General features: G+C 63.8%; 20 protein-coding genes and 4 pseudogenes. 12 read left to right on the top strand and 12 right to left on the bottom strand.

The genetic code is table 11. From position 1 onward, the window contains the following. The 4 genes from F0Q45_RS12710 to F0Q45_RS12695 all read left to right on the top strand — a co-directional run. Positions 1–1,017, top strand: a 1,017-nt coding sequence (locus tag F0Q45_RS12710) for a hypothetical protein (RefSeq protein WP_149654291.1), incomplete at its 5' end; no start/stop codon positions are given. After that, a complete protein-coding gene (locus tag F0Q45_RS12705) occupies positions 1,014–2,153 on the top strand; it encodes a hypothetical protein (protein ID WP_149654290.1) in 1,140 nt (379 codons plus the stop codon). The genes F0Q45_RS12710 and F0Q45_RS12705, both read left to right, overlap by 4 nt. A 164-nt stretch (positions 2,154–2,317) precedes the next feature. Next, entirely contained in the window at positions 2,318–4,111 is a 1,794-nt protein-coding gene (locus tag F0Q45_RS12700) for a PPE family protein (protein ID WP_149654289.1), read from the top strand. Positions 4,112–4,303: 192 nt separating this feature from the next. Beyond that, positions 4,304–5,281, top strand: a complete 978-nt coding sequence (locus tag F0Q45_RS12695) for an SDR family NAD(P)-dependent oxidoreductase (protein ID WP_188112915.1) — start codon at positions 4,304–4,306, stop codon at positions 5,279–5,281. 7 nt (positions 5,282–5,288) lie between these two features. On the opposite strand, the gene F0Q45_RS27695 is transcribed toward F0Q45_RS12695, so the two are convergent. The 3 genes and pseudogenes from F0Q45_RS27695 to F0Q45_RS12685 all read right to left on the bottom strand — a co-directional run. After that, complete coding sequence (locus tag F0Q45_RS27695) at positions 5,289–5,435, bottom strand: hypothetical protein (RefSeq protein ID WP_188112914.1); 147 nt, start codon at positions 5,433–5,435, stop codon at positions 5,289–5,291. Positions 5,436–5,459: 24 nt separating this feature from the next. Then, positions 5,460–7,043, bottom strand: coding sequence for a gamma-glutamyltransferase family protein (locus F0Q45_RS12690; protein ID WP_262490982.1), 1,584 nt, complete (start codon positions 7,041–7,043; stop codon positions 5,460–5,462). Continuing rightward, positions 7,040–7,516: pseudogene (locus F0Q45_RS12685) on the bottom strand (cupin domain-containing protein); the annotation flags it as partial. The pseudogene F0Q45_RS12685 and the gene F0Q45_RS12690, both read right to left, overlap by 4 nt. Before the next feature lie 62 nt (positions 7,517–7,578). Between F0Q45_RS12685 and F0Q45_RS12680 the strand changes: the two are divergent. After that, positions 7,579–8,313: a Crp/Fnr family transcriptional regulator gene (locus F0Q45_RS12680; RefSeq protein WP_149654287.1), complete on the top strand. Its 735-nt coding sequence runs from the start codon at positions 7,579–7,581 to the stop codon at positions 8,311–8,313. Between the two features lie 123 nt (positions 8,314–8,436). On the opposite strand, the gene F0Q45_RS12675 is transcribed toward F0Q45_RS12680, so the two are convergent. Both F0Q45_RS12675 and F0Q45_RS12670 read right to left on the bottom strand, forming a co-directional pair. Further along, on the bottom strand, positions 8,437–9,174 hold the full coding sequence (locus F0Q45_RS12675) for a hypothetical protein (protein ID WP_262490981.1): 738 nt from the start codon (positions 9,172–9,174) through the stop codon (positions 8,437–8,439). A 2-nt stretch (positions 9,175–9,176) separates the two neighbouring features. Beyond that, entirely contained in the window at positions 9,177–10,778 is a 1,602-nt protein-coding gene (locus tag F0Q45_RS12670; protein WP_149654286.1) for a multicopper oxidase family protein, read from the bottom strand. 321 nt (positions 10,779–11,099) lie between these two features. On the opposite strand from F0Q45_RS12670, the gene F0Q45_RS12665 reads away from it, so the two are divergent. Next, positions 11,100–11,684, top strand: a complete 585-nt coding sequence (locus F0Q45_RS12665; RefSeq protein ID WP_188112913.1) for a hypothetical protein — start codon at positions 11,100–11,102, stop codon at positions 11,682–11,684. 208 nt (positions 11,685–11,892) lie between these two features. Here the strand turns inward: F0Q45_RS12665 and F0Q45_RS12660 are convergent. From F0Q45_RS12660 to F0Q45_RS12650, 4 genes and pseudogenes are all read right to left on the bottom strand, one after another. Then, positions 11,893–12,237 (bottom strand): annotated as a pseudogene (locus tag F0Q45_RS12660) (patatin-like phospholipase family protein); the annotation flags it as partial. A 1-nt stretch (position 12,238) separates the two neighbouring features. Next, a pseudogene (locus F0Q45_RS30490) lies at positions 12,239–12,346 on the bottom strand (patatin-like phospholipase family protein); the annotation flags it as partial. Positions 12,347–12,456: 110 nt separating this feature from the next. Continuing rightward, positions 12,457–13,125, bottom strand: a complete 669-nt coding sequence (locus F0Q45_RS12655; protein WP_262490980.1) for a class I SAM-dependent methyltransferase — start codon at positions 13,123–13,125, stop codon at positions 12,457–12,459. A gap of 346 nt (positions 13,126–13,471) precedes the next feature. Then, positions 13,472–14,722, bottom strand: coding sequence for a cytochrome P450 family protein (locus F0Q45_RS12650; RefSeq protein WP_149654283.1), 1,251 nt, complete (start codon positions 14,720–14,722; stop codon positions 13,472–13,474). 187 nt (positions 14,723–14,909) lie between these two features. Here F0Q45_RS12650 and F0Q45_RS12645 point away from each other — a divergent pair, with 187 nt between their 5' ends. Then, positions 14,910–15,188, top strand: coding sequence for a hypothetical protein (locus F0Q45_RS12645; RefSeq protein ID WP_149654282.1), 279 nt, complete (start codon positions 14,910–14,912; stop codon positions 15,186–15,188). 531 nt (positions 15,189–15,719) lie between these two features. Next, positions 15,720–17,033: an MFS transporter gene (locus F0Q45_RS12640; RefSeq protein WP_188112912.1), complete on the top strand. Its 1,314-nt coding sequence runs from the start codon at positions 15,720–15,722 to the stop codon at positions 17,031–17,033. A gap of 54 nt (positions 17,034–17,087) precedes the next feature. Here the strand turns inward: F0Q45_RS12640 and F0Q45_RS27690 are convergent, their stop codons facing one another. Continuing rightward, positions 17,088–17,477 (bottom strand): hypothetical protein, encoded by a 390-nt coding sequence (locus tag F0Q45_RS27690; RefSeq protein ID WP_188112916.1) that lies wholly within the window; start codon positions 17,475–17,477, stop codon positions 17,088–17,090. Continuing rightward, positions 17,454–17,744: pseudogene (locus F0Q45_RS27685) on the bottom strand (DUF427 domain-containing protein); the annotation flags it as partial. The gene F0Q45_RS27690 and the pseudogene F0Q45_RS27685, both read right to left, overlap by 24 nt. A 93-nt stretch (positions 17,745–17,837) precedes the next feature. Between F0Q45_RS27685 and F0Q45_RS12630 the strand changes: the two are divergent. Both F0Q45_RS12630 and F0Q45_RS29270 read left to right on the top strand, forming a co-directional pair. After that, positions 17,838–20,219: a radical SAM protein gene (locus F0Q45_RS12630; protein WP_262490979.1), complete on the top strand. Its 2,382-nt coding sequence runs from the start codon at positions 17,838–17,840 to the stop codon at positions 20,217–20,219. Positions 20,220–20,465: 246 nt separating this feature from the next. Beyond that, positions 20,466–20,813 (top strand): hypothetical protein, encoded by a 348-nt coding sequence (locus F0Q45_RS29270; RefSeq protein WP_262490978.1) that lies wholly within the window; start codon positions 20,466–20,468, stop codon positions 20,811–20,813. Positions 20,814–21,127: 314 nt separating this feature from the next. Here the strand turns inward: F0Q45_RS29270 and ligD are convergent, their stop codons facing one another. Beyond that, a complete protein-coding gene (ligD, locus tag F0Q45_RS12620; protein ID WP_149654278.1) occupies positions 21,128–22,165 on the bottom strand; it encodes a non-homologous end-joining DNA ligase in 1,038 nt (345 codons plus the stop codon). Between the two features lie 37 nt (positions 22,166–22,202). Here ligD and F0Q45_RS12615 point away from each other — a divergent pair, with 37 nt between their 5' ends. Together F0Q45_RS12615 and F0Q45_RS12610 are read left to right on the top strand one after the other, a co-directional pair. After that, positions 22,203–23,294 (top strand): ATP-dependent DNA ligase, encoded by a 1,092-nt coding sequence (locus tag F0Q45_RS12615; protein WP_149654277.1) that lies wholly within the window; start codon positions 22,203–22,205, stop codon positions 23,292–23,294. Between the two features lie 176 nt (positions 23,295–23,470). Further along, positions 23,471–24,900: FAD-dependent monooxygenase (locus F0Q45_RS12610; protein WP_149654276.1), on the top strand; the 1,430-nt coding region annotated here is incomplete at its 3' end.

Here is a 24,900-nt window from a genome sequence, read left to right as displayed (position 1 = left end):
CGGCGCCGGCTGCGGATCCGCAGTGGGAACGCGCAAGAACTCTACTTTCCAATATGTTTCGAGCTGGCCGTTACCAACGGCACACCCGCACCGGATGATCGCAAGACCGCGGCCGCGGTTCTCCATGAGGTTCATCGCGGCCGGGACCGTACCGCTATCGAGGTGCTGAACGAATACCTGGCCCGACCCGACGTCGTCGCTATGTTGACCGCCCAACTCGTACAGAGTTGGCGGGATGTACGGGCCGACGATAACGTGATCGATCCGTTCCTGGCCGGGCTGGGCACCGCGCTGGGCCCGGCCACCACACACAACGCGGCGACCGCGCGGCAGCGAGTGTGGTCGGCCCTGATCACCAATGACACTCCGTACCAGCTGGGCGCACTGGCTCGCGTACCCGGTGCGGAGCTGCCGTGGTCGATCGTCGCAGTGGGTTTGAGTTCGGTTGCACCGCAACAGCACCCAAACGTAGTCGGCGGATCCGACAGTGACCGGCCGCTGGATCGGAGCGTGGTGGACCGCGTCCGAGCCACGTTACGACGGGCCCTGGACCGTGACGCGCTTCCCGATATTCCACTGTTGTGCGCCGAGGAAGTGGACCGGGCCTGTGCGCCGTGGGGGCTGCTGGCCGAGGACAAGCAGGCCACGCTGGTGGCCGGTATCGAGGTCGCGGTCGAACTCGCACCGCTGGACCGATCCGTGACCAACCGCTACGCACTGGCCGGGCAAATCCAGGCCCGGCTGCGCAAGGAGGCGTATGTGCTGCACGCCCGGCGCTACCTTGCCGAAGGTGGGCCGATCCACCCGCGTCAGCGTCGGGTGATCGACGACCTCGCCGCCTACGCACGGCCGTACCTGAGCCGGCTGTGGGCGCGGTTGCACGGACGCGACGTCTGGCAGCAGCCGTGCAATGACGTTGACGACGTGCGGTCGCTGCTGGAAGGTGTGGCCCGGTCGGTGAGCCTCGACCACCGGCAACGGATCAAGTCGATGCTGGAATTGCAGGTGACGGGATGAAGCTGGTCGCTGAATCCGGCTTATGGGCGATCGGCGCAACCGGCCCGGTCCACGCAGCGCCGCCGCTGATCGCGGTGTTGGAAGTCAGCGGCGCGGTTCTGTCCTGGATCATCGACGACCCGCCCGAGGATGCCGCGACCCGAATCACCTTTACCGACGTGTCGCGCGCCGACTGGCTGTGGCGCGTGGTCGGCGAGGATGGGCACGTCGCACTCGCTGCGGCGGCGGCCGAACCTACCGTTGGCGAGCTCGAGCTTCCTGGCGTCGACATCGTCCCAGGCTCGACCGCCTCGCTGCGCAGGCTGGCGGTCGGGCACTGGTTGCGGCGCTGGTGGCCGACCAGTCTGCGCGACGGCATCGCCGGGCTGGACCGGGCCCTGCTCGACATCGAGGTGGCGTTGCTAACAGTCGGCGCGCAGGGCTTTTTCACCGACGAGACCTTGGATTCGGATGTGGCCGAGCTGCTGGCGTCGCACGCCGGCGCCCTGGCTTCGCATGTGGGCACGGACGACGCGCGGATCGTCGCCCTGGTGCGCGCCGGTGCCCGGCTTGCCGACGAGCTGGGTATGGACAGCACTGAATGGGAAACATTATCTGCGGCAGTTGGTGATTCGGCGCTCACCTCGGCGATGCCGAGCGGACGGCGTGATGACTATGCGCTGGCGGCCAGCGGTGTTTCCAGTCCGCGGGGGGTGGCGTCGATCGGCCGCGGCGTGGCATCGATCAACTGGGGCGCGGTGCCGCCCGCCATCTTCGATGCGGCCGAGGACACCGTCGAATGGAGTATCGAGCGGGCCGGTCCGGCGATCGCCGCCGTCGTACGCGCAGCCGTCATCGGACCGGGTCCGGCCACCGACGTCCCGGTTAGGGTGTCCTCCGGAGCGGTCAGCGGAGCCGGTGCCCTCGATGCGGGCGGGCGGGCCACTGTCGCGCTGGTGGATGCGCAGCAGCGGGCGATGACGGAATCGGCGGCCTGGAGCCACACTTGGCCGGCGACGTCGGTGGTCGTCGGGGCCGACATAGCCGAATCACGCCTTCTCCGGGAGCGAGTCCGCCGTTGGGTGCGGGCACGGCTTTACCAACCGCCGGAAGACGCTTTCCTGGTCGAGGTCCTGGCTAGCGAGTCTGCGTATTGAGCCGACCGTGAGGTCACGACGCCGCCGTGCAGGTGTTACGTCGTGAGGCGCACTGGGCATCGTCAACCATAGCGACCGCCAGCTGACACTTTCCGCGGCATACTTAAGTAAGACCACCTAACCGACTCCATGTGATCAGACGCCACCGCAAGGGGACCACGGCGATGAACTTTTCGTTGTTGCCTCCGGAGATCAATTCGACGCGGATATTCGCCGGGGCGGGAGCGGGCCCCATGCTGACCGCCGGGGCGGCTTGGGACGGGCTCGCGAGAGAATTAGCCGGGGCCGCGAACTCATTCAGGTCGGTCACCGCCGCGCTGGCGGGTCAATCTTGGCAGGGCGCCGCGGCTGCCGCAATGGCTGCCGCCGCCGCCCACTACGCAAGCTGGCTCGCCACAGCCGCGGCGATAGCCGAGAAAACCGCTGGCCAGGCCCGAGCAGTCGCCATCGGCTACGAAGCCGCGCGAGCAACCACCGTGCCTCCGGCGCTGATCGCAGCTAATCGCAATCAGCGGTTGTCGCTGATGCTGTCGAACCTGTTCGGGCAGAACGCCACGGCTATCGCAGCCGCTGAAGCCCACTACGAGCAGATGTGGGCACAAGATGCGGCCGCCATGTCGGGTTATCACGCGCTGTCGTCAGCTGCGGTGGCGCAGTTGCCACCCGTCAACGTCGGCCTCGGCAACCTCGGTGCGCTCAATGTCGGCAGCGGCAACACCGGCGACACCAATCTGGGCAGCGGCAATATCGGCAACACCAACATCGGCAGCGGCAACTTCGGCAACACCAATCTCGGCAGCGGAAACTTCGGTAACGGCAATCTCGGCAGCGGAAACGGGAATTTCTTGGACGCCGTGCAGGCCAACTTCAACGTCGGCGGCGGCAACAACGGCAGCTACAATGTGGGCTTCGGCAACTCGGGCCCAGGAAGTTCGGCGGGTAACGGCAACGTCGGCAGCGGAAACCTGGGCAGTCAGAATTTCGGCAACGGAAACAGTGGCAGCCAAAACATTGGATCGGGCAACAATGGCAACGTCAACGTGGGCTACGGCAATGTTGGTGATCATAATTGGGGACTGGGTAACAGCGGCAACAACAACATCGGCTTCGGCAACACCGGCAATGGAAATATCGGCATCGGGCTCACCGGTGACAACCAGATCGGTATTGGCGGGCTGAACTCGGGCAGCGGCAACATCGGCCTCGGTAATTCGGGCACCGGCAACATCGGCTTGTTCAACTCCGGCAGCGGGAACTTCGGCATCGCCAATTCCGGGCTGGGGAGCTTCGGCTTCGCCAACTCTGGCCAGGTGGATACGGGCATGTGGAACTCGGGCGACACCAACACTGGGATCGGCAACTCGGGCTCGGGCGCGTTCGGCGGAGTCAACACCGGCTTCGGTAATGGGGGCTACCACAACACCGGCTTCGCGAACGGTGGCTCGTTCAACGTGGGCAGCTTCAACTCGGGCAACCACAACACGGGCGGCTTCAACTCTGGCTTCATCAACACGGGCTACTTCAATTCGGGTCCGTTGAACACGGGCTTCGCCAACTCAGGCGGCATCAACACCGGGCTGTTCAACGCAGGCGAACTGAACACCGGGCTGGGCAGCGCGGCCGACCAGCCGGGGCCCAACTCGGGCTTCGGCAATTCGGGTGCCGGCAGCTCAGGTTTCTTGAACGGCGGTGAGAACAGCTCGGGCCTCGGCAACATCAGTGGTCTCGGCTTGGACTCCGGCTTCTGGAATCGGGGCGGCGGCGGCCGTGCTACCGGTTTCTTCAACTTGGGCGCGGGGTTTGGGGTTACCGGCTTCTTCAACTCCGGTGGCGGAGGGTTGAACTCGGGCTTTTTCAACACGGGCGGCACCGGCAGTAACTCGGGCCTTTACAACTCCGGAGGCAATAGTTCGGGTGGCTTCAACACCGGGCCCGGGCAGTCGGGCTTCTTTCGGTGACGTGGTCCGCACCACATGGTCAAAGGTTCATGCCCGCCAGATCTTGGGTATGCGTCCGGCACAATGTTCACGCCAGATCGAGGATTTGGGCGGTCGCGCCAAGGAGGCGATGGGCGCGGACTTCGCGGCACCTCGGCTGTAGCCGCGTGCCCCCGGAGAGGGGTCGGCTGGTAGGGCATGCAGAATCGCACCATGCACATTCTGGTAACCGGGGGTACAGGATTTGTGGGCGGCTGGACCGCCAAGGCCATTGCCGAGGCCGGCCATTCACTCCGTTTCCTGGTGCGAAATCCCGCAAGGCTACAGACGTCCGTCGCCACGTTGGGCGTCGACGTGTCGGATTTCGTCGTCGGCGACATCAAGGACCGCGACTCGGTCCGCGCGGCGTTAACCGGGTGTGACGCCGTTGTGCACAGTGCCGCTTTGGTGGCGACGGATCCTCGCCAGACGCCACACATGCTGAGCACGAATATGGAGGGCGCCCGCAACGTTCTTGGCCAAGCGGTACAACTCGGACTCGATCCCATAGTGCACGTGTCGAGCTTCACGGCGCTCTTTCATCCCGACTTGGCGACGTTAACGGCCGACCTGCCGGTGGTCGGCGGCAGGGATGGCTACGGAACATCTAAAGCGCAGGTCGAAATTTATGCGCGCGGTCTGCAGGACGCTGGCGCACCGGTGAACATCACCTATCCGGGTATGGTGCTCGGCCCGCCTGTCGGCGGTCAATTCGGCGAGGCCGGCGAGGGAGTCCGGGCAGCTCTGCAAATGCATACCATTCCCGGCCGCAGAGCGGCTTGGTTGGTGATCGACGTGCGTGATGTCGCCGCCGTGCACGCGGCGCTATTGGAACCTGGACGTGGGCCGCGTCGCTACATGGTGGGCGGGCACCGGATTCCGGTGGTGGAATTGGCCACCATGCTCGGGCAGGTTGCCGAGACTCCGATGGTGAGCGTCCCGATTCCTGACACTGTGCTGCGGGTCGCGGGAACCCTGTTGGACCTAGCCGGTCCGTATCTGCGGTTCGACAATCCGTTCACCGCGGCGGGCATGCAGTACTACACACAAATGCCGGAATCCGACGATTCACCGAGCGTGCAAGAACTCGGCATCAGCTATCGGGATCCGCGCACCACGCTGGCCGACACGGTCGCTGCCCTTCGGGCGTAGCTGCCTTTCAGGTGATGTCTTCGGGGGACTCGGCATCATCGCCATGAGGCGGTGAACTTTTCAACCAGCTGCGTAGCCGAAGAAGTTCGTTGATCACGATGCCGATCCCCACGATCGCCAACGTCACCACAATTACGGCGGTCACGTAACCCATCGTGACAGGGTGAGGTGAGCCAGGCTAGAACCCGACAGCTTGACCATCTCGTCTCGGATCGCTTGCCGCGAGGTACCCATCATCCAGGCGCCAAATGGCCTGGCAGCTACCGAATTGGTGGTAATCACCGACCGTGACCAACTCATGCCCACGTCGACGCAACTCATCGACAGTTGTTGCGGGAAAACCATTCTCCACAGTGATCTGCCTGTCCTGCAGCACTCGAAAACGTGGACCGTCACATGCGGCTTGCGGGTTCTGACTGTAGTCGACTACGCGTACCACAACCTGGGTCTGGCCCTGTGGCTGCATCGTGCCACCCATCACGCCAAAACTCATCACAGCGCTACCGTCCTTAGTCATGAACCCAGGCATGATGGTGTGGTAAGGCCGCTTGCCCGGCCCAATATGGTTCGGATGGCCTTTCCTGACAACGAAATTCGCGCCCCGATTATGAAGGGAGATGCCCGTGCCGGAGACCACCACGCCCGAACCGAAGCCCTCGTTGTTCGACTGGATCATCGACACCATCATCCCCGCGCCATCTGCAGCCGTGAGGTAAACGGTGCCGCCGGTCGGCATGCCGGCTTGGAACGACTGGGCCCGCTGGATGTCGATCTGCGCTGCTCTGCTGGCCAAGTAGTCCTCACCGAGAAGTTGAGCTGGGGCGAGCTGCATGTAGTCAGGGTCTGCGACATAGGCCAACGCATCGGCGAAGGCCAGTTTGACGGCCTCGATCTGCACATGCACACTGTCCGGCGAATCGACGCCGAAGGCGGTCATGTCGAAGTGCTGGAGAATGCCCAAGGCGATCAGCGTGACGATGCCCTGGCCGTTGGGCGGCATTTCATGCACGATATAGCCGCGGTAGCCATGGCTGATAGGCGTGACCCAGTTCGCCTGGTGGCCAGCCAGGTCTGCCATCGTCATGGCTCCACCGTGCGACTGCGCATGCGCCGCCATGGCTTCCGCTAGCTCTCCGCGGTAAAAGCTCATCCCGTTGCTGGTTGCGATCCCTTCCAAAGTGGTTGCATGATGCGGAAAACGGAAGACCTCACCGGCCCGTGGTGCTCGTCCGTCGGGCAGGAAGGCCGCACCGAAGCCCGGCTGAGCTGCCAGTAACGACGCCTGAGCTGCCCACTGTCTGGCGACGGTCGGGGAGACCACGAACCCGTTGCGCCCGTACTCGATTGCCGGCTCGAAAAGAGTGGTGAAGGGCAGCCGCCCAAACCGCGCGTGCAACTCGGCCCATGCCGACACCGCCCCGGGTACGGTAACCGAGTTCCAGCCCACCCTCGGCACGTCCTGCCCACCGAAATACTCCGGTATCCACGCGGCAGGTGAGCGGCCCGAGGCGTTCAGACCCTGTAACCGCGCGCCGTCCCACACGATCGCGAAAGCATCTCCACCAATGCCGTTGGACACCGGTTCCACCAGGGTCAAAGTGATCGCGGTGGCGACGGCTGCATCAACTGCAGTGCCGCCCTGAGCGAGCATTCTCAGCCCTGCCTGGGCCGCGAGCGGCTGCGAGGTGCAGACGACATTGCGGGCCAGCACGGGTGTTCTCGGCCATGCGTACGGTAGTTCCCAGGCAGTCGACACCGTCACTCTCCCATGGCTTTTTCGTCCACGGGGTTGTTTCGAGTGACGATCAGCGGGTCGGTGTTCGTGCTCGGGAACTGCGGCAGATTGTCTAGGTGGGTGTCAAACGTGGCGGCCAGGACCGCACGCGAATACGCACTAGCCGAGGCACGGAACCCGATATCCTCCGGAGTCGGTTGGTCGAAAAAGATCGAGAAATGGATGTCGGGCGCGTCGACGACCTCGATGTGGTGAGGATAGGCGCGCGGGACGAAGTAGACCTCGCCCTGGGCGGGGTGGTACGTCTCGAGCGACCCGTCAGGATCCATGATCGTCATCCGGGCGGAACCGGTGTGGGTATAGCCCATTTCGGCGGTGATGGGATGCCAGTGCGGTTCACGCATCCCATCTTCGCGCACCCGCAGCGAGTACATCGACAGATCCTTCAGCGCCGGCCAGAATTGCACCCGCGCCAGCCGCGCTGACCCGACGGCGATGCCGACCGGTGCCGCCGCCACGACAAGCAGGGTGACATGATCGTCGTTGCAGGAAGGAGGCCCCGATGTCAGACCAACCGGCGAGTCGGCTCCGGCGTCTTTTGCCGTCACTAGCCGACGGGAACGCGGCCAGCGAGGAGCAGGTGCGACACGCAGCGTGGGTGGCACGGTGCGTCGGCCGCGGGGATTCGGCGCCGCTACATCCCAACGATCTGTCAGCCCTGGCCGAAAACCTGCAAACCCAAACGTTCTTGCCGGGCGCCGTGGTGTTTCTCGCCGATCACCCGGCCGATGGGGTATGTATCGTCCGGCAAGGAAAGATTGAGCTGGCAGTCGGCTCTGGCCGGCGCCGTGCGGTGGTCCACGTGCTTCGCCCGGGTGATGTAGATGGCGATATTCCGTTGCTGCTGGACATGCCGCCGCCCTACACCGCCAGGGCGTTGACCGATTCGAGCTGTCTATTTCTGGATCGGCGATCCTTCGATCGATTGCTAGCCAACCATCCCGCGATTGCGCGACGTTGGTTGTCGAGCGTCGCACAGCGGGTGTCGGCCGGTCAGGCTAGGCTGATTGGACTGCTGGGCCGGCCGCTGCCCGCGCAGCTGGCGCAGCTGCTGCTGGACGAAGCCATCGACTCCCGCGTGGAACTCGCTCAGCGCACTATCGCAGCGATGCTCGGTGTCCAGCGTCCGTCGATCAACAAGGTAATCAAGGACTTTGAACGCAACCTCCTGATCAGGGTCGGCTATGCCGTCATCGAAATCCTTGACCCGGACGGCTTGCGCGCCGTAGCCCAATAGTGTCGGCGGAGCTGCTGCCGCACGTTCAGCGCAGTCCAGCGCATCGATCCCGCCGATGATGCGCGCAGGTCATCGACATGCGCATGCGCCTGAACGGCATACGTGAAGACGCGCCATAAACGTCTACCCGGGCTCGTCGGCGGGGGGCGCGTTGGGTCCAGACGGCATGTCCGGCTCGAGGCTCACGTGCGGCGGTAGCGGCAGCGGTGTCGGTGGCAAACCGCCCCCGTACGAGGCCTGTCGCACGCCGACGACAAGCGTGAGCACGTACGTAGGGGGCGTGTCGGGCGGGAACCCTAAAACCCTCACGTCTTCGGGGATCGGGTCGGGCCGCAGACAAATCGTGGCTAGACCCCTTCCCGCCCAGTAATCGTCCGGGGGGCCGGGCACAAGTCGGTAGTCGAAGACCGTGATGGTCGAGCTGCCATTCACCCGCTTGTCGAACGGGATATACACTCCCGGCAGTTCGTAGGGGTTTGCTGCTTCCCGGTTGCGATTCTCGTTGGGAACAGTGCGCTGGCCTAGGAGTTCGACGGCGACCCGCTGATGCCGCGGGGGGCCGTCTGGGTACCACGAACCGCTGATTTCAGCCCAGTCCCAGCCTGGGCTCGGCTGACAATCCGGTTCTCCGTAGGGTATCCAGTGGATCGGATCACTCGGGAGCTGCACTTCGAACAGTGCGCCTTTGGGGATGAGCTGGGGCACCCAGGTGCGGTTCCACCAACTGAGATTGTCTCGGTGCTGTTGGTTGAAGCTGTAGCGGCCTTCATTGCTCATAGGCTGCCGATCCGGGTCTGCGGTAGCCGGGCCGACCGCTGCCACTGTCACCGCAACCAAAGCGAAAAGGAGCGGACGGCGCATCGTCACTCCATCCGATGTTGTTGTCCGGGCGGATCAATCATCAAGAGGCCCATCATCCCTCGGTCTTCGTGCGGCAGGATGTGGCAATGGTAGACGGTCATGCCGGTCACGTCGGGGCGGAAATACATGCGCAGCGTGTAGCGGCCGAATGGGGGTAGCCGGAAGGTATCCCACCATATGTCCGGCTCCGTCTGCCAGCTGGTGTCGCCGGGTGGGATGCCGTGGATGTCAACGACCTGGAACGGGTTGACATGGATATGGATTGGGTGCTGGAAGACGTCCTCGTTGATCAACGTCCACTCCTCGATGGTGCCAGCCTCGACCTCGGTGTCAATCCGATGGTGATCGAATTCCTTGCCGTCGATCTGGAACTGCACCCCCATACCGGTCCGGCCGGTGATGTCGCCCGAGAACACCATCGTGCGACGTCGGACCACCGGTAGGTTCGGCATCTGAGGCGGATCCACCAGCGTCGACGGCATCGGGCTGTTGACCGTATTGCCCTGCACTACCAAGGTGCCCAATGGCATTGAGGGGCGCGGGCCACCGGGGTGGCCTTGGTCGTAGGCTGCGGCGTAGATCCGGTACCGGCCGGGCTCACCCCCTTTGATGATGAACTCGGCCCGGTTGCTGGCCGCCAGCATGATGTTCGGTCGGGGTCTCGGGGTGTGGTAGGGCGTTCCGTCCGTGCCGATTTGGTGCAAGGTGTGACCCTCGACGTGCAGCCAGATCGACCGATGCGGGCACGCGTTGAGAAACCGCCAGCGCTGCGCCTCGCCCGGTTTGATACTGATGTCTGGCAACAACTGGCCGTTGAGCGGATAGTACATGGACGACGGCACCGCGGGAATGGATTCAAAGGGCGCGTGGCCAGCCATGGGAACCACCACAGCGAACGGCACCTCGGCGCTGTCGTCAGCGATCCACATCTCGTTGACGACTATGGTTCGCTCTCGCATTTCGGCGATCTCGGGGATCGCGTCAATGTCGCCCTCGACGATGATAGGGCCGCATAGCCCGTTCCACAGCTGGTGGGCTGTCGCCGTGTGGAAATGGGGGTGATACCAGAACAGCCCGGTCGGCTGATTGGCGGCGATGTTGTAGCTGTACTGGTGGTCTTGCAGCGGGCCCAGCTGAAGCCCGACGTTGTCTCCGGGGTCCTCCGGGGACACCTGCAGTCCGTGCGTGTGCAGGTTGGTGTCAACCAGCTCCTGCAGAATGGTTTCCCTTCTCTCATAACGGTTCCAGAAATCGTGTAGGCAGGCTCGCCGGGTGTCGAAACGCGGATCGTTGGCCTTGGATGCGCAGTACGGCACCATGAACACGTTGTTCGTGGGAATCCCCACCGGAACGATACGATTCTTGAGCAGAATTCGTAAGTTGTCGCCCTGCCGTATCCGCAGGATAGGTCCCGGGAACTGGCCGTTGTATGTCTCCAGAGTTAGTTGACGACCACCCAGCTCTACCGGATTGGTCACCACCTCTAACGAATAGTCCAAGACGCCGTTCTCACTGGACACTTGGGGAAGGTCGCGAAGCTCCTCGCCGCCAGCCCGCGCCGGACCGGCGCTCCGTATCACACCCGCGCCGGCCGTGACAGCCATCAGGGCTAAGAATGTCCTGCGGTCCACCAAATTGCGCCGCAGGCGGCGTCGGAGAGGGGCAGACTCCATCGCGGATCCTTTTCGTCTAGGAACTCCGCGCCGAGCGTAACCTACGCAGGCGGTGCGCAGAAGCCGTCCTTCGCATCGTTGGGCGGATGGGAAGTCGACCGGAAGAAGTGTTCTCTTCATGACCACTCTGTTGCTCGATCTTGTTTACGCGGTCAGCGGCCAGGCCTCGTTGTCGCGGTCTCTTCGGCAAAGCTGTGGTGGTGGTCGGAAAAATCTAGCCGTCAACGCAGGCGGGGCGTAATGTCTGCCGTCATGAGTGACCCCACGCATCGTTGGGTGGCGATTGCCGCTGCCACCGGCGCCGCAGTCAGCTCGTTGTTAACTCCTGCGACCGCTATGGCCGACCCCCACAATCCCCATACCGTCACCTACATCGCGAAGGTCGACGCGCCTATTTCAAGTGCTCGGGCGATCTACATGGTCAACGACAGCAATACGGCCACCGCCCCGTTGAGCGCAACAGGGCGCGAATTCACCACCAACACCATGCTGGCCGATGCTGCGAAAGCTGGTATGCAAGTGAGCATTCCGTCGCCGTATTCGGGAAACGTGCACTGCGAGATCGACGTCGACAACAATGTCGCCGCGTTGGTCGATCAATACGTCACGTCGACGCCCGGGCCGCCCGGTGATCCGAATTCCTATGGCGTAGTGGCCTGCGGCGCGTCACCGCTGCCGGTGCCGCAATGGTGGGCCAAACTCTGCGATGCGTGGTGGTGTGTCGACACCTCCTTCCCTTCTAACGCCCGCGATGAGGCGCGCGCTGACGTGACGCGCGACTCTGACCCGGAACGCAGCCCGACATGGCCGCGCCGCCCATACGAACCGGCGCTCTAGCGCCGAGGGCCGGACCTGTCGGCACCCCAGTCAATGACCCGTCATGGCCCGTCATGGCCCGTCATGGCCCGTCATGGCCCTTAGAACGGCAAAGCCGTTCGGCGGACCGGCATTTGAGCCAAAGTATGCCCACCTCCACGCGCGTTGGCACGGCGCCGCCGGCACCGATGTGCAGTGGCGATCATGGTGACGTGAGGTCCTCGCGTAGTCAATGCCGGTGTGGCGTAAGCAAGGCCGCCTGGCCAAGCACAGGGTGACGCGTCGCGAGCCACTCGCGGGTGCTGTCGTGCGATCGATCGATGAGCCGCGCCGAGCGGGAGAAGTCTATGGGCGAGAAGCCAAGTGGGCACAAAGGCGGCACGACGCGCAGGTCGACGACGTTCTCGTAGCGAGCGACGTCCAGGGCCAGGCGTTGGTTGAGGGTGAGGGTCAAGGCGTGTATCGCCATCGCCAGCGCTCCCCTCGGTGGCTTGGGCAGGGTACAGGGGTAACCGGTCGGAAGCACCCAGATCAAATCCGCCCCAAGCGTGACTGCGTGAGACAGCGGAGTGTTGCCCCACGATCAGGTCTGGCGCGATGCCGCTCTCAGCCAAACCGAGAAGCATTCCGACCTGGATAGAGCCGAGGCTGCCGCCGCCGGAGAGCACGAAAGCTGTTGTCATACTTCACCTGCGTAGCACGCAATGACGCCGGGCGCATCGGGGGTCAGCGTCGGGACCGCTCGGATCAGTGCGTTTGCGGTCTGTTCAGCGGCTCTTTCATATGCCCTCGGTCAGGCTGCTCGGGTGTTGATTAGCGAGGTTTGCAGCCACTCCGACGATTCAGGATCAGCGGTGGCGAGCTCCATGCCGACCTGTCTGAGCAGGGCTTCCAGTTCCTCGCCGCTGACCCGATGCGCTTGGAACGGTTGAGTTAGGCTGCCTTGGTCGTCCTGTATCGTGAACTCGCCTGCAACAAAGCCGTTTTCGTTGGTGACGATGGTCATCGTCTGCAGCATCGAACCCACGGCCCGGTGGTAGGTGCCCTGCGGCCATTGGCTGAACCATTGCGGCGACCTCCACTGGATGATGGCCTTGCCGGTCGGCCTAAGATGGTGAGCCACAGTGGCCAGTAGGCCACGGCGAAATTCTGACCCCGGGTAATTGATCAGACTGCTGCAAAGCAGTACCGCGTCGAATCTCTCGGCTAGTCTGAGTCCCTCAATGCAGGATTGGATAGTCCGGGCGTGCCGGACGTGGGCGAGCATCTCGGCCGAGTCGTCGACGGCGGTAACCGCGTGGCCGAGTTCGGCTAAGGGATTGGCGATACGTCCGGCGCCAGCTCCGAGGTCTAGGATTTTGCTGTCCGGCTGCAGTAACGCCGCGACGGCTGCCACCTCGGCCGTCCCCGGCACCCGACGATAGATCTCGATCAGGCTGCCATCGCCTGCCGCCTGGCTCACGGCGTTGTTAGTCGGCGATCTCGTCAACGACGAAGGAGATCAGGGAGAAGGCCGTCTCTTTTCGGTCAAACAACAGTTCGTGGGACATCGCTCGATTCTTTCTCTTCATCGCAGATCCCTGCTAACGGAATTAATCAAATGATTGATCATTTCATCGGTCGCGGGTATCCCCTGAACAGTTAGTTATGTGTCCCCCAAATGGGGGACAAGACTATCCGTCGAGCCAGGTGTCAGTCGCCGGCCGTGGCCCCGCGAAACCCGGTCTGGACCTGTGTGATTTCCGGCCGGTGATCCGCACGCGCCACTGCTCCCGTTCGAAGAACGCGGACGTGCCGAGTTGCACGGCCTACTCACCACCGCCTAGGACGACAAGCACCTCCTCGAAGCGGTTGAGCAACGGGACCGGTTGGAGGCGTAACTCCTCCGGGGCGACAGCCAGTTTCAGGCTGGGGAAGCGGTTGATGAGGTTGGCGATCGCGATTTGGGATTCCAGTCGCGCCAGATGCGAGCCCAGACAAAAGTGACTACCCCTGCTGAAGGCGAGGTGGTAGTTCGGGCTACGGGTGATGTCGAATCGATCGGGATCCGGGAACTGAGCGGGGTCACGGTTGGCCGAGACAAGCAGCGGAGTCACCATTTCGCCGCGCGGGATGGTGACACCGTGCAGGGTGATGTCCTCGGCGGCGTAACAGGTTGCCTCGGTGCTTCCGACGGTGCCGGTGTAGCGCAGGATCTCTTCGACAGCGCTTTCGATCAGCTCGGGCCGTCGTTGCAACAGGTTTAGTTGGTCGGGGTGGGCGAGCAGTGTGGCTACGCCGTTGGTGATCAGATTGGGTGTGGTCTGGTAGTCGCCGGTGATGAGCAGAAACACCATCGCGATGACTTCGTCGTCGGATAAGTGCTCGCCGTCCTCCTTGGCCTGGAGCAACGCGCTGATCACATCACCGCCCGACGGAGGGCCCGGGTGGGCTCGGCGCCGCTCGATCAACTCGGTCAGGTAGTCAACAAAGGCGTTCATTTGCGCCGCGGCACCATCGACGCCGCCGCCTAACATCGCCGCAAAAAGCAAGTCGATGTAGGCGTAGAAGTCCGATCGATCTGGCTCAGGTATGCCAACCATTTCGCTGATCACCGCGGTTGGGATCGGCAAAGCATAGGCTTGCTGCAGGTCAATGCGCTGTCCAGGTTCTAGCCTGTCGAGCACTGCGCGGGTGGCGGTTTCGATGCGATCGCGCAGCCGGGCAATCGCGCGCGGGGCGAACGGCCGGCTGACCAGCTTGCGAAGCCGCGTGTGTTCGGGATCGTCCTGGTAAACCATCGTGTCGGTGGTGAGCATACGAATGGCCTCTGGCACCACTGAAGACTCGGACTCGGCCACTCGGTCCACGACCCGGCGAATCCGTGGGTCGGTGATTAGGCTCAGGCAGTCGTGGTAGCGCGACACGAAGTAGACGTCCTGATCGGGCGGCCTGAGGGCCAGGCGCCCTCGGTAGACGGGAGCGTTGCGGCGCAGCCAGTCGTAGTAGCGATGCTGGTTGGCGTTGAACTCCCGAGTACCTATCGTGATCGGGTGGCTGATGCGCAACGCGTCTACCACAGATCGGCTCCGGTGAAAGTACTGCAGCTGTTCGGGTCACTGGTCTGATACTCGGCGCTGTAGCAGGGCTCGGCGTCAGGCATGAGGACGGGGTTGCCGCTAGGTTCGCAGGAGACCATGAGGCCTAAATAGTATCGAGCACCGTCGCTGACCGCCGTAAACGCCGGAACGGGTCTTACGGATGATCATGCCGTTGCAAAGTTCCGACACCCCGGCGCAGCCCATCAGGGCGCGCGCTGTTGCCGATCCGCGATCCTGGTCGTCGGCTTTTCGCGGATACCGGGCCAAGCTTGCCCACCGCAACCACCCTGATTGTGCCGGCGTCGACGCTCAGGACGGCACCACGCATCTGGGGTTACCGGCCGACTTTCTCATCGACTCGCACGGCACGATCCTGGCCCGATACTCTGGCCGCCACGTCGACGACCAGTGGTCGATCGATGAGCTGCTGGACATCCAGCGCTGACTCGGTCACCAGGACGTTTTTGGCCTCCGGGTGCGCCCTGGCTCCCACCAGCGTGCCGGCAGCGGCGGCCGCAGTGCCCTTGGGTGCGCCATCTAGCTCGGCCGCCGCCAAATCGCCCGTCCCGGCGCGGCTGCAGTTCACTGCCAAGACCCTTGCGGGTCGAACATTCTCGGGTCATTACTTGCTGGGCAGGCCTGCGGTGCGTTCGCATTCGTCGCCGCAGACGGCAGCATCGATGTTGTCGACGGCCCATTGACCGAGTCCGAGCTGAGCGCGCGGGTAACCGCACTGGCCGAGCAGTGATCAATACGGCACCGTTGAGTCTTGCGCTGGGCGCCGGGTTGGTAGCCGCTCTCAATCCGTGTGGATTCGACGCCGGCCGAGCACAGCACGAGCGTCAGCATCCGGTAAGCCTCGACACGCCCTGTGGATAATTCCCGAGTAATCAGACCAAACAGATGAGTGGGGTTGACCCCTGACGCCAAGTGCGCATGCGCGGGTCCATGCATTCGTCACGTAGCATCTGAGGGCGTGTCGCGTCACACACCGGTTGCCGCACCACATCAACCCGACGAATCCGGCGTGCTGTGGCGAGTGGCGTGGCGACTGCTGCCGCTGCTCCTGTTGTTGTATGTGGTTAGTTTCCTTGACCGGGTGAACATCGCTACGGCCGCCTTGCAGATGAACACCGACTTAGGTTTGGACGCCACTACGTACGGGTGGGCGTCGGGTAGCTTTTTCCTCACCTATCTGCTCTGCCAGGTCCCGGCCAACTGGGCGTTTTACCGGCTGGGAATGCGTCGTTGGATGGCGATCATATTAACGACGTGGGGCTTGTGTTCCGCCGCAACAGCATTCGTATCCGGACCGGTTAGCCTGACCGCTGCTCGGTTGGTGTTGGGGGCGGCTGAGGCCGGCTTCTATCCCGCGGTGATCTGCTATCTCGGCCGCTGGTTCCCGTCCCGCTTCCGAGCCCGAGCGGTAGCCGTGTTCCTGCTCGCCATACCGGTTGCCAATATTGTTGGTACACCCTTATCCAGCGCACTTGTCGAGCACGCTGGTTTGGCCGGGTTGCCCGGTTGGCGGACCATGTTCCTCCTGGAGGGGCTGCCCGCGGTGGCCTTGGCGGCGGTAGCGTGGCGCGTGCTACCGGATAGCGTGTCCCAAGCGCGTTGGCTTTCGGGCAGCGAGCGTCGGTGGCTGTCCCGGCAGATCGAAACCGAATCACACAGCACATCAACGGGATTGATGCCAGGGCTCACCAACCGGCTGATTGCCCTGTTGGCGTTGGTCAACGTTGGATTGTACTTTTCGCTCTACGCTGTGCAATTTTTCCTACCGCAGATTATCGCCCGCCTTTCACCGAAGGCGTCGATCACCGACGTAGGTTGGATCGCCGCGGGATGTTATGTGATCGCCGCCTTCGCGATGTTCGGATGGAGCCTGCACTCAGACCGCTCGGGCGAGCGGATAGTCCATATCATCGCCCCGGCGTTCAGCGGAGCTATCGTGCTAGCCGGCACCGTACTTGAAGGCAGCAACCAGATGTTGCTGATCGGTATCACCCTCATGACGGCGTGCGTGTTCGCCGCCATCCCTGTGTTCTGGAGCCTCACCACTGCGTTTTGGTCGGGCGCCGCCGCAGCAACAGGTGTGGCCACGGTGAACGCTATCAGCAGCCTCGCCAGCTTTCTGGGTCCCTACCTGACCGGGTTCCTCACCGACAGCACCGGAGATTACCGGCTCGCATTGCTTGTCACCGCCGGATTTCTCATCCTGACAGTGGTCGGAACCGTCGCCGTCAACAACACAGCGAAGCGGGCGATCGTGCGGTCATTACGGTAATTGGGCTTTCGGGCCGAAGCCGTTGCCTGGTGACAAGCAGCGAGTTCGCTTCACTTACGCAAACCGTTCCAGCCAGGTCGTCACCGCGTACAAGACGGCATAGGTGCCGATCGCGATGCCCAGTGTTGTCACCAGCCGCCACCGCAGTCGACGGACGCCGCCAAGGCTGCACTGATTGCGGCGCCGCAATGCAATCCATACCAGCAGCGCCAGAACACCGAGGCCGCTGAGCCGAAACCACCATGCATAGTTGCCGTAGAGGTTGTTCGCCCACGCTAACGCCGTTGCGCCGCTGATGATGCCGATGGCCGCGAGAATTGTTGGACCGACACAGCAGAGGATGCCAACTAAACCGCTCGTGATGCCGATGCGCCAGATCGGCAGCCGCCCGCCCCCCTCGGAGCGTTGTGTTGAGATTTCTTCGGGTTCGCCCTCGACGTGCACGCCGTTCCAGAAGGCGACATGGTTTTTGATCCGACGCGCCAGTGGGCTCGGGTGCGGGTAGTACCAGGCGGCATCGGGATTCACATCGCCGTTGACTGAAACGGTGTAGTAATTGGCCAGGCCCTTCCACGGGCATACCGATTTGGTGCGGCTGCCGATCAGGTGCTCGCGCCGCACCGATTCGGGCGGAAAGTAATCATTACCCTCCAAGCGAACGGTTCGCGGCGCCTCCGCAAGCACCGTCCCGTTCCACACAGCACGAATCATTTCCGCTAACCTCCTGCGATCATCTTTGCCGCTATAGGACGCTATTGCCATGCGGCGCGCAGCTGAACTGTAGTCCTGGCGACAGTTACGCCCGTGCACGGTATCCGCCGTGATGAGCTAGCCCGGTTACGCGGGCCGACGGGAAGCGGGGCATCAGTGACGACGACCAAACGCGATCACAACGAGGTCTTCCTCGAATACACCAAGAGCATCTGCCCGGTCTGCAAGGTCGTGGTGGACGCCCAGGTCAATGTGCGCGACGGGAAGGTTTATCTGCGCAAGCGGTGCCGCGAGCATGGCGAGTTCGAGGCGCTGGTGTACGGGGACGCTCAGATGTATCTGGACTCGGCCCGATTCAACAAGCCCGGAACCATCTCGTTGCAGTTCCAAACCGAGATCCGCGAGGGCTGCCCCAGCGACTGCGGCCTGTGCCCGGACCACAAGCAGCACGCCTGCCTCGGGCTGATCGAGGTCAATTCGCACTGCAACCTGGACTGCCCGATCTGTTTCGCCGACTCCGGTCACCAGCCCGACGGCTACGCCCTCACTCTGGCGCAGTGCGAAAAAATGCTGGACACGCTGGTCGCCGCCGAGGGCGAACCCGAAGTGGTCATGCTGTCCGGCGGCGAGCCGACGATTCACAAACAGATCCTGGATTTCGTCGACGCCGCCCAAGCCCGCCCAATCAAGACCGTCATCATCAACACAAATGGCATCCGCCTGGCATCCGATCGCCAATTCATCGCCAACCTCGCCGAGCGCAACCGACCCGGCGGCCCAGTACACATCTACCTGCAGTTCGACGGACTCGAGGAAACAACGCACCGCCAGATCCGGGGCCGCGATCTGCGAGACATTAAGGCCCGCGCACTTGACAACTGCGCAGCCGCCGGGCTGACCGTAAGTCTGGTCGCCGCCGTGGAGCGCGGGATCAACGACCACGAACTCGGGGCCGTCATCCGCCACGGTATGGCGCAGCCTGCCGTGCAATCGGTGGTGTTCCAGCCGGTTACCCACGCGGGCCGACACGTGCAATTCGACCCCCTGACCCGGCTGACCAACTCCGATATCGTGCACGGCATCGCGGCCCAGCTGCCCGACTGGTTCCAGGCCGACGATTTCTTCCCGGTTCCGTGTTGTTTTCCCACGTGTCGATCGATCACCTATCTGCTCACCGACGGTGAGCATGTGGTTCCGATTCCGCGGCTACTCGCCGTCGAGGAATACCTCGACTATGTCTCCAACCGGGTGATCCCCGACTTGGCGATCCGAGAGGCACTGGAGAAGCTGTGGTCAGCGTCTGCGGTGCTGGGCACCGCCACCACGATCGAGCAGCTGCAGAAGGCGGCAGCCGCGCTGGATTGCGCCAACGCCTGCGGGATCAACCTGCCCGAGGCCCTCGCTAACCTTACCGATCGGGTGTTCGCCATCGTGATCCAAGACTTCCAGGACCCGTACACCCTAAACGTCAAACAACTGATGAAATGCTGTGTGCAGCAATTGACTCCAGACGGGCGGTTGATCCCGTTTTGCGCTTACAACTCGGTTGGCTACCGCGAGCAGGTCCGCGCCCAGCTCACTGGTGTGCCGGTGCCCGGTATCGTGCCCAACGCCGCCCCGCTGGCCGGGCTGCTGGCCGACTCCCCGCACGGCTCCAAACAGGTTGGCCAGCGCGCCACACCGACCACGGTGCCGCCGCAGCAGATCAAGACGTGTTGCGCCGACGCCTATTCCCGCGACATCGTCACCTTGCTGCTCGGCGACTCCTATCACCCCGGCGGTGCGAGGTTGACCCGAAGGCTCGCCGACCAGCTTGAGCTGCGGGCAGGCCAGCGGGTTGCCGATATCGCCGCCGGACCAGGTAGCACTGCGCGACTGCTCGCAACCGAATATCAGGTAACCGTCGACGCAGTTGAACTTAGCGAGATCAATGTCACTCGCGCCCAGACGGCAGTAGCACAGGCCGGATTACAACAGCTCGTACAAATACATCACGGCGATGCCGAGGATATTCCATTGCCGGACAACACATTCGATGGGCTGGTATGCGAATGTGCGCTGTGCACATTCCCGGATAAGGCTGCGGCAGCCCAACAGTTCGCCCGCATCCTGCGCCCCGGCGGTCTAGTCGGGATCACCGACGTCACCATCACCGACGCCGGCCTACCACTGGAGCTGACCTCGCTGAGCGCGTGGGTGGCCTGCATCGCCGACGCCCGATCAGTCACCGACTACACCGGCATCCTCGAACGGGCCGGATTACGCATCCGTCATGTTGAGTCGCACGATAAGAGCCTGCTGGACATGATCGACCGCATCGACGCACGGATCACCGCCCTGGCTATCGCCGCGCCGAAGACGCTCGCCGACAATGGCATCCAGCCGGAAACTGTGCGCGCCTTCACCGGGCTCGCGCGTGACGAAGTCAAGGCTGGACGCCTCGGTTACACGCTGATGATCGCAGAAAAGCCCTAGCAACTCCGGAGGTGTCGGTGAACACGAGCACGACTAACCGCTTATCACTCTGGGTGGGGCTGCTGGTCGGCGCCGCAGCCGGTGCCGCGGGAACCAGCGCCCTCAATGTGATCGCCTGCCTGGATATGGCGATACGCGGTCGTCCGGCAAGCAACACACCGGAGCGGACGGTCGCGGCACTGGCGAAATTGGTGCATCTGAAGATCCCGGGCAGCAATGACGTCCTGGCCGCTCGACTCTCGGGCCTTGGCGCGCTCAGCGAATACACCGCCGGCATCGGCATCGGCCGTGATCCTCGGGCTGGCCTACGCGCTCGGCTGGCGACCCAGCTTGATCGTCGCCGTTCTGGCCGCCACCGCCTTCGCCCTGATCGGCAGCAACGGACCGATGACCATCCTCGGCGTGACCGACCCCCGCGCCTGGGGGTTGGTCGGCTGGATCAGCGATCTCATCCCGCACTTCGGATATGGCATCGTCACCGCGCTGGTATTGCTACCGGCGCCGCCCGGACTGACCCGTTATCAGGGTCGCCGGTCGACATCCGGCGGCAAAGGCGCCGGTCCCGGGCTTGCGGATCCTTCGGTGTTGAGCTAGCTTCATCGCGTCGATCATTCTGGCTACCAACGCTATTGACTTCTTGCCTAATCGCATGGCCCCAGCAGCGATCGCTCGGAGGGCTCACCACTCACCACGGCCGTCCTTCCCATCCCCCTGCTCAGCTCGTGATGGACAGCCAAAACTTATCGGCGATGCAGCGCAGCGGATGCTGAGACTTATGGCAGTGCTGCCATGGCCTATTAATCCGGCCCTTGGATGCTGCGTGCGGCTATTTCGTCTTGGGCGCGATGTGAGCATCGCTGGCAGGCGAACTCCGCTTGGGTGACGCGTTTTTCGGCGGCTGCGTAGTACTAAGCCTTGTTCTTTCTTTTCAGATCGGTATCCCGGCTCGGCTGCACGCGTTTCGGCTCCCCCGGCATCTTCGGGTAATTCGGCGGGTACGGCATATCTTCGAGCCCGCGCTCTTCGTCGGCCGCCGCCATGTCCAGTAACGGCGCAATCGACTGAGCCACGTCGTCCATAGCGGCCCAAGGGTCCTCGCGGCGCTGCACAAGGGCGGGCACCGTGGCCATGGTGTAGTCATCGGGATCCGCGCCGGCCAGCTCCTCCCAGGTCAACGGTGTCGATACGGTGGCAATCGAAGTAGGGCGCACCGAGTACGCCGACGCCATGGTGCGGTCCCGAGCATTCTGATTGAAGTCGATGAAGATGCGCCGGCCGCGTTCTTCCTTCCACCAGGATGTGGTCACGGCATCAGGAGCACGCCGCTCTACCTCGCGGGCGAGCGCGATACCCGCCCGTCGCACTGCAGTGAAGTCCCAGTCGGTGGCAATTCGGAGAAACACGTGCACTCCACGCCCCCCGGACGTCTTCGGGTAACCGGCCAGCCCGAGTTCGTCCAGCAGCGGGCGTAGCACGTCGACAGCCACCGCGCGCGCGTGCGGGAAACCGGTGCCGGGCTGCGGATCGAGATCGAGGCGCAACTCGTCGGGTTGCTCGGTGTTGGGGCAGCGCACCTGCCACGGGTGCAGCGTCACGGTGCCCATCTGCGCCGCCCAGACAATCGCCGCCGGGTGGGTCACCTTCAACGCATCGGCGGTGCGTCCGGACGGGAAGGTCACCCGGCAGGTCTGCAGATAATCGGGATGGTGCTGCGGTATCCGTTTCTGATAGATCTCCTCACCGCCGATGCCGTCGGGGAAGCGCTGCAGGTGCGTGGGCCGGTCGCGAAGCGTGGTCAGCATCGGGCCCCGGCCCACGGCGAGGTAATACTCGACCAGCCGGCGCTTGGTGCCGGTGGACCCGAGCTGCGGGAAGTACACCTTGTCCGGGTTGGTCACCCGCACCCGTATGCCGTCGACGTCAATGTCCTCAGCTGCAGCGGCCATAGCTGGATTCCACCATGCCGCACGTCAGAATGAACCCATGGACCTACCCGTGATGCCGCCCGTTTCGCCGATGCTGGCCAAGTCGGTCAAAATGATCCCGCCGGACGCGTCGTACGAGCCCAAGTGGGATGGCTTTCGTTCCATCTGTTTTCGCGACGGAGATGAAGTCGAGCTGGGCAGCCGCAACGAGCGGCCGATGACCCGCTACTTCCCCGAGTTGGTCGCAGCGGTCAAGGCCGAGTTGCCGCGGCGCTGTGTGATCGACGGCGAGATCGTCATCGCCACTGAGCACGGCCTGGATTTCGAGGCGCTGCAACAGCGCATCCACCCGGCCGATTCGCGGGTGCGGATGCTGGCCGTGCACACGCCGGCATCGTTCATCGCGTTCGACCTGCTCGCTCGCGGCGACGACGACTACACCCAGCGTCCATTCAGTGAGCGCCGGGCCGCTCTGGTCGATGCCTTAACTGTTTCGGGAGCCGGCTCGGGTCCTTCTATCCACGCCACCCCGGCCACCACCGACCTGGCGACCGCGCAGCGTTGGTTCGAGGAGTTCGAGGGCGCCGGTCTCGACGGCGTCGTTGCCAAACCGCTGACCATCACCTATCAGCCGGACAAGCGGGTCATGTTCAAGATCAAGCACGAACGGACCGCCGACTGCGTAGTGGCCGGATATCGGGTGCACAAGTCGGGCGATCTGGAAGGAGGAGCGATCGGCTCGCTGCTGCTGGGCCTCTACCAGCAAGACGGCCAACTCGCGTCGGTCGGCGTCATCGGCGCATTTCCGATGGCCGAGCGGCGCCGGCTGTTCGCCGAACTGCAGCCGCTAGTAACAACTTTCGACAACCATCCGTGGAACTGGGCAGCCCACGAAGCCGGCGAGCGCACCCCGCGTAAGAACGAATACTCCCGCTGGAACGCCGGAAAAGACCTTTCGTTCGTGCCGCTGCGACCCGAACGCGTCGTCGAAGTCCGCTACGACCACATGGAAGGCGCGCGGTTCCGCCACACCGCCCAGTTCAATCGCTGGCGACCCGATCGCGATCCCCGCTCGTGCACCTACGCCCAACTCGAACAGCCGGTGGCGTTTCGCCTAAGCGACATTGTTGTGGGGCTCGGACGGGGTTAGCAACTACTCTGCTCAAAGCGGGGCTACCCGACATCGACCATGACGGGTGGCAGCAATGTTCGTGGCCGCGGGCAAGGCTGGCTACATGACCACGGCCGCCGGCACGGGTGCGGCCGCGGTTGGGGCGGCGGCTTCTCAGCCGGTGACCTGCCAGCGGGCTGCGGTAATCTCGCCCGGTGGTTGAGGTCGTCATCGCCGGAGCCGGCCCGAATGGTCTGATGCTGGCCTGCGAACTGGGACTGGCCGGGATCCGGCCGGTGGTGTTGGACGGCAGTCCCGGCCCTAACCGGCAACGGCGCGCCGCGGGCATTGTCGGACAAGGGGTCCGTATCTTCGACCACCGCGGCCTGTACAGCACCCTCGCGGACACGGATGAACCCCCGCAACCCGCCCCCGGCTCATTTTTCGCGGGCTTGGCGTTCAGTTTTGCTAAGCTGCCGAATCACCAGCTGTACACGCTTCGGGTGGAACAACCCAGACTCATTGAGGTGCTGGTAGCCGCCGCCGAGAAACACGGCGTCGACTTTCGCTGGGGTCATGCGCTGACCGGCTTCCACCAGGACGACGACGGCGTCACCGTCAACGTCGCGGGTCCCGACAGCGCCTATGAGCTATCAGCCGAATACCTAGTCGGCGCCGACGGCGGCGCGAGTATCACGCGCAAGCTGGCCGGCATCGACTTTCCCGGGATGTCGTCTTACGACGTGACCGAGCATGTGACCTTCGGGGTGCTGCCGCCGCTTGACTGGGTGGATCCGGTGAGCGGGGCGCTGAACGTACCGGGATTCGGTGCCGTGCCGGCCAGGCAGTACTTTCGCACCGACCACGGCATCTTTGGATGGGGCCTGCAGCTGACGGACCGGGCAGGGGCGTTCACCATCGAGTTGGATAGCTCGCCGCGGGAAAACCCGGGCGCGGCCGACAGCGACACCGCACCCATGTCCGTTGCCGAGCAGGAGGCCAGCATCAAGCGCGTGCTGGGCGCGGCGGTGCCGCTGCAGCCCGAATCCACCGACACCCCACCGGATTTGCGGCGCTACCGTGGCGTGAACTCCAGGATCGCGTCGCGATACCGGGCCGGCCGGGTCCTGCTGGTTGGCGATGCCGCGCATGTGCAACCTCCGCTCGGTGGGCCAGGCCTCAATTTGGGTCTACAGGACGCGATGAACCTCGGCTGGAAGCTGGCCGCGGTACTTGACGGGCGCGTCGATCCCGGCCTACTCGACACCTATGAGGCCGAACGCCGGCCGGCCGCCGAGCGGGTGATCATCTACAGCCGTGCCCAGCTGGCCCTGATCCGGCCCGGCGCGGAAGTCGATGCGCTAAGGGATCTCTTCGCCGAACTGCTAAGGCAGCCCGACGTCGTCCGCCACCTCGGCGACCTGGTGTCCGGCGCGGATATTCGCTATGCCGCGGGCTCGGATGAACATCCTCTGGTCGGATGTTGGGTGCCCGATTTCGCCGTCGAAAACTCGCGCGGAACCAGGCGCGTCGCCGAGTTTGCTCGCGATGGCAAGCCGTTGCTGATTGACCTTACCGAGCGCGGCGGGGTGGCTAACGCCGCGACCGACATCACTAACCAGGTCACTGTGACCGCAGGACGCCC

Source organism: Mycobacterium simiae (assembly GCF_008370645.1).
In the GTDB taxonomy this organism is placed as follows: Bacteria; Actinomycetota; Actinomycetes; order Mycobacteriales; family Mycobacteriaceae; genus Mycobacterium; species Mycobacterium simiae_A.
The sequence above is the reverse complement of the archived record's forward strand: the minus strand, read 5'-3'. Positions and strand labels throughout refer to the sequence as shown.